General features: G+C 32.5%; 5 protein-coding genes. 2 read left to right on the top strand and 3 right to left on the bottom strand.

Going from position 1 to position 5585, the window contains the following annotated elements; translation table 11 throughout:
• Positions 1-177: 177 nt before the first annotated feature.
• Together CDO51_RS12855 and CDO51_RS12850 are read right to left on the bottom strand one after the other, a co-directional pair.
• Positions 178-1383, bottom strand: a complete 1206-nt coding sequence (locus tag CDO51_RS12855) for an arginine deiminase (RefSeq protein WP_089024627.1) — start codon at positions 1381-1383, stop codon at positions 178-180.
• 15 nt (positions 1384-1398) lie between these two features.
• Complete coding sequence (locus CDO51_RS12850) at positions 1399-1749, bottom strand: cupin domain-containing protein (RefSeq protein WP_089024626.1); 351 nt, start codon at positions 1747-1749, stop codon at positions 1399-1401.
• Positions 1750-1839: 90 nt separating this feature from the next.
• Here CDO51_RS12850 and CDO51_RS12845 point away from each other — a divergent pair, with 90 nt between their 5' ends.
• On the top strand, positions 1840-3234 hold the full coding sequence (locus tag CDO51_RS12845; RefSeq protein WP_089024625.1) for an MATE family efflux transporter: 1395 nt from the start codon (positions 1840-1842) through the stop codon (positions 3232-3234).
• Here CDO51_RS12845 and CDO51_RS12840 read toward each other — a convergent pair.
• On the bottom strand, positions 3226-4677 hold the full coding sequence (locus tag CDO51_RS12840; RefSeq protein ID WP_089024624.1) for an asparagine synthase-related protein: 1452 nt from the start codon (positions 4675-4677) through the stop codon (positions 3226-3228). The two genes, CDO51_RS12845 and CDO51_RS12840, sit on opposite strands and share 9 nt — an antisense overlap.
• Positions 4678-4871: 194 nt before the next feature.
• Between CDO51_RS12840 and CDO51_RS12835 the strand changes: the two genes are divergently transcribed.
• The gene (locus tag CDO51_RS12835; protein WP_089024623.1) at positions 4872-5414 is read left to right on the top strand and encodes an ECF transporter S component; all 543 of its coding nucleotides are present in this window, start codon (positions 4872-4874) and stop codon (positions 5412-5414) included.
• The last annotated feature ends 171 nt before the right edge of the window (positions 5415-5585 follow it).

The following is a 5585-nucleotide window of genomic DNA, read 5'->3' as shown; positions in this document are numbered from 1 at the left end:
TGATTCATGTTATAATCTTTAAAGACAATTTTATTATTGTTCATAAAGAAGCCGCTCCTTTCTATTGGTTTGTTTGGTCACTTACCATTTTATCAAAAGAGCGGCTTCTTTTTAATATTTATTTAAATGAAAAGGGGCTTAATCCCAAAAGTTTCACTTTTGGGACAGCCCCTTAATTTAGATGGGTTCTCGCATAATAGGAAAACTCATACATCTAGGACCACCTCTGCCTCTAACTAACTCTGAACCCTCGATTTCAAGAACTTCAATGCCTTCTTTATTTAAGATCTCATTTGTTCTTTCATTTCTATTATAACAAATCACTTTCCCGGGTTTTATAGCTAATGTATTGGTACTATCTCCCCACTGCTCTCTTGCAGCTGTAATTGGAGTTTGTTCACCTGAATAAATAATTTTAACTGGTCTATCTAAAGATTTTTCTAACATACTAGATAAACTTTCTTCTTTGTTTGAGTCAACACTTCCATGTGAATTTTTTCTTAGCCTATAACAATGGATGGCATCTTTAATCCCAGGATAAAGTAAAAACTTATCATAATCTAGCATAGTAAAGACAGTATCTAAATGCATATAAGCCCTTTTTTTAGGTATTTCTACAACTAATATTTCTTTAAAGATTTCCTCTTGTACAAGTAAATTGTGTGCAAGCCACTCAATAGCCTGTTCAGTAGTTCTTTCACTATAACCAACAATTAAAGTATCTTCTTTTAATACTAAAACATCGCCACCTTCAAGTCCATGAGGCCAGCTCAAATCTTCTGCTAATGGTTTAGATGAAGCAAAAAGTGGATGGTATTCTACTAAGTACTTTAAAAATAGGGTTTCTCTTTTTCTAGACATATTAAACATAGAACTTAGGATAATATCATCTTGAGCTTTAATACCATGATCTCTAGTAAAATACATACTAGGAAGTGGTGATAGATAAAATGGAAAGCTCTCCTTGGTAAGGTCAGAAAAGGAACTCTCTTTTTTTAACTGTTCTACATAATCTTTTCTGAGTCCCTTTATTAAGGTCTTAACAGTTTCAGTTGTAGTTTTGTTCATAAGATAATCAAAAACTGCTTCTCTAGTGTCTGGATTTGCTATATCTGAAAGGTTTAAGTGTTCTGTGATAAATTGCTTTTTTAGATTATTTCTATCTAAAATTTCAGACATTAATTCATCTACATAATAAATTTCAACCCCAGCTTTTTTAAGTGTATCTGAGAAACCATCATGTTCTTCCTGTGCTCTCTTTAACCAGGGTATTTCATCAAACAGCATTTCTTCTAAGTACATAGGAAATAAATATTCTAGTTCTTTACCTGGTTTATATAGCATGACCTTTTGTAATGGCCCAATTTCACTTGTGACCTTCATCAAATCATCCTTTCTTTAAAGATCAACATCTTTTGTAAACTTTTCTTCTTTTGGGGCTGGTGAAATTGTTACATATATTTGTAATGTATCTATTCCAGTATTTACAACTGACATTTTTTCAGGGCCATCTAATTTTATAAGCTCACCTTTAGTTAAGTTTTCACGTGTACCATCTACATGAATTTCACCATTACCATTAAGTATTTTTAGTAGCACAGTACTTTCTCCATGAGTGTGTTCAGGTAATTGTTCTTTACCTGAGATATTTAAAACAAAAGATAGTACATTTGTGTCTTTGTAAATAACACGTTTAGCTACTTTTCCTGAAGGCTCTACCATATAATCAGTTACTGTAAACTTATTCATAAATATACCTCCTAGTTTTTTAGTTTGAATAACTTTCAGATTTTTTAAATAAATATAGCTATAAATCTATTTACTAAGGGAGAACTTACAATGTATGGTAACCTTGATGAGAATAAAAGAAGAAATTTAATTTTAAAAGGAAATATCATAAAAGTAGTTTGGATCCTAACCTGGCCTGTTGGCATCCAATTATTAATTAATAATATGGTAAGAACTGTTGATACTAAAATGGTTGGGTCTCTTGGATCAGATGCTGTTGCAGCAGTTGAAATGTCACAACAAGTTATTATGTTCTTAGCAGTACCAGTTATGGGCCTTGCAACAGGAGCAACAGCATTAGTAGCACGGTACTATGGCCAAAAAGATCAAACAGCTACCCTGTATACTCTCGGTCAAATATTAATTGCGACCTTACTAATAGCTGGTTTTATCACTATTATGGGGATCTCACTAGGTGATCGGATTTTAGGGCTGTTAGGTGCTGATAGTGAAGTTTTAGCTTTGGGATATCAATATTTAGAAGTGTTGTTTATTGCTAGTTTAGTAGTAATAGCTAAGTTTCCATTATGGTCAATATTTCAAGGTTTAGGTGATACAAGGACACCTTTAAAACTAGATATTATAGCTAATATAGTGAATATTATAGGCAACTATATCTTTATTTTTGGTCCGGGTTTTTTGCCAGCCTTTGGTGTAAAAGGAGCTGCTATGGGTAGTGTTTTAGCAAATACTATAATTTTATTGCTAGCAATATCTCATTTAAAAAATAGAGTGTTACTCTTTGTACCTCCAATATTAGAATTTTTAAAAGTTAACTTAAAAATAATGAAAAGATTAATTTCAATTGGGACTCCGGCAGCTTTACATGGTTTTATTTTAATGATTACCAATGCTCTCATTATTGCTATGCTAGCTAGACTTGGTCATGAAGCTCAAGTAGTATCAGCATATTCAATTAGTATGGTAGTATTTGGTTTTGCTACTTTTCCTGCAGCATCTGTAGCTACAGTTGCTGCATCTATAATTGGTATTAGCATAGGTGATCAGAACCTTTCTAGAGCCCTGCAAGGTGGTCGGATTTGTTTTACTTTAGCAGGTGTAATAGTATTTTTTACTGCAATGCTAACATTTATTTTAGCACCTAAGTTTATCTCCTTTTTTGTTGATGATAATCAAGTGATCTATTTAGGAAGCCAATTGCTGCGTATCCTAGCTTTAGTAAAGCCTTTACATGCCATGGGAATTGTATGTTCAAGAGGGATGCATGGTGCTGGTGATTCTAAAACTCCTTTTGTAATAGCAACATTATCTGGATTTTTTGTTAGGATTCCTTTAGCATGGGCCCTTGCATATCCACTTAACCTTGAGGTTACTGGGATATGGTTAGCAATAGCAATAACTCAAATACTTTCCTCGATTATTTTATTAGTATGTTTTAAAAGAGTTATAAAAGAACGTTTACAAAAGGCTATAACTTTATACTAACCATCTGTTAACATTTTTTATAACACCTTTTCCTGGGAAAAACTTTTCAAATATCTTAAAATAATAATATTCTTCTTTTGATTTGAACTTTAAGTCATATCTTTGTGCATCTTCATTAAATTCATCATCAGAAATTTCAGAATCTATAACTTGTTCCATTGTTTTTTCATTACCTGACCCAATTCCAAATTGGGCTTTTTTACGCCAAAGTACTTCACTTGGAAGATCTCCATCAAATGCTTGACGTAATAATAGTTTTTCCATACCATCTCTTGAAATCTTCCAATCACAAGGTATTCTTTTGGCGAAGTTAATTATTTTATGATGTAGAAAGGGCATTCTACAGTTTAGCGAATGTGCAGATGTCATTCGATCAACTCGTTGTAACCCACCGTTATGTAGGCCTCTTAATAAACCTTCTAACGCTTCATTCAATTCAGTATCAGTTTTACAATCTTTAAGATGATGATATCCACCAAATAATTCATCAGCACCTTCACCAGATAAGACAACATCGAATCCATGCTCTTTTGCAAGCTTTGAAACTAAAAAATTAGCAATAGAGCTATTAACAAGTTCAACATCAAAAGATTCTAGATAATAAATTACTTCAGGAAGTACTTCAAACATATCATCTTTATTATAAGTTAATTCTACATGGTGACTTTGGATATATTCACTTACCTTTCTAGCATTTAAAATATCTTCACTATTTTCTGTTCCCACAGCGAAAGTATTTATTTTTTTATCGGTAAGATTTGCCAATGCAACTGCAACTACTGAACTATCTACTCCTCCACTAAGAAAAACTGCAGGATCTTTAGCTTCTTTCCAAGCTTCAGATACAGCTTTTGTCATAAGATAGTTCAACTTAGCAGCTTTTTCATAATAATCTTTTGATCCAGGATCGTCTTTAATATTAGAATGAAACAGTGGAACTGAACTAAAAGATTGTATTCCTGCTTGTTCAGTATAGTAAGATCCAGGAGGAAAGATTTCTATATTATTAAAGTAATCTCGCAAAGCCTTCATTTCTGAGGCAAAGTGAAAGTTGCCATTATCATCAATGGCATAATACAAAGGTTTTCGCCCAAAAGTGTCTCTTGCAACAAAAATTCTATCATTCTCTAAAAGTATAAGACTAAATCCATTTCCTAGATAACTGACAAATTCAGGACCTTCTTTTTCATACAAATCTAATAGTTTGTCTTTAGTAATGAATGTATCATGCAATAATGGCTCACCATCTATAGCCATTATTTTATTCATCTCAGTATTAGAATCTTGACTTGAAAATTCAGATGCTAGTACTTTTTCACCAATAAAATAATCACCTTTTTGGTAAAGGTGTGTATCATCAGGTCCTCTATGATGTAATTTGTCTAACATTTTTTCAACATCTGCTTTATTAAAATTATTTTTAATTGCTACTATTCCACTCATATTAAATAACACCATCCTTTTGTAATAGCAGGATAACAAACCTATAAATAGTTTTTCAGTTATAAACAGTTATTATGTATGTTTATTATTAAACTGTTTTTTATATCAAAATTTTATTCTAGACTTTCATCTTTAGTTAGTTTCTGATAATATATTTTTGTGATTAAGAAATTGTTTTAAAAGGAGAGATAATAGTGTTCAAACGAGGAGAAATTGGTGTCAAACAATTAGTTTATATGGGACTTCTTGTTGCAATTGGTTCTTTATTAATGGTTACAATACAGATTCCGTTTTTTACAGAATTTTTAATGTATGATCCTAGCGATGTTGCTATGTTAATTGGTGGTTTTTGGTTTGGGCCACTTCAAGGTATAATTATGAGTTTTTTAAAAGCTTTAATATATTTGTTTTCTAAGGGACTTGCAGGTCCGATTGGTGCATTAGCAAACTTTTTTGCAACAGCAGCTTTTGTTGGAGTGGCGTCATATATATATCAAAAAGATAGACGGTTTGTTGGAGCTATAAAAGGAATGATCGTTGGAACTTTAGCTATGGTAGTAATTAGTGGTTTTACAAATTATTTTATTGCACTTCCATTATGGGGTGTACCACAAGAAGCGTTGATTCCAACAATATTAACCACCACTACACCATTCAATTTAACAAGAGGAATTGTAAGTAGCTTATTAACAATTCCGGTATATAAACGAGTCAAAAATTTATTAAACTCTATTTAAAAAAGGACAACAACCTGTTGTAACAGGTGTTGTCCTTTTACTGTGTTTGCCCTGCATGGGCGGTAGCTAGGCGGTGAAAGTCCGCTACAGGCTTGGTGGCAGGAACTGTTAGCAAATGGCAAGGGCGTCCATCGTGAGGTGGAGTCTGAAGGAAGCCTAATGCAAAATCTC

The sequence above is a fragment of the Natranaerobius trueperi genome, from assembly GCF_002216005.1.
Classification (GTDB): domain Bacteria; phylum Bacillota; class Natranaerobiia; order Natranaerobiales; family Natranaerobiaceae; genus Natranaerobius_A; species Natranaerobius_A trueperi.
Note: the sequence above shows the minus strand (reverse complement) of the source record. Positions and strands in the feature narration are given on the sequence as shown.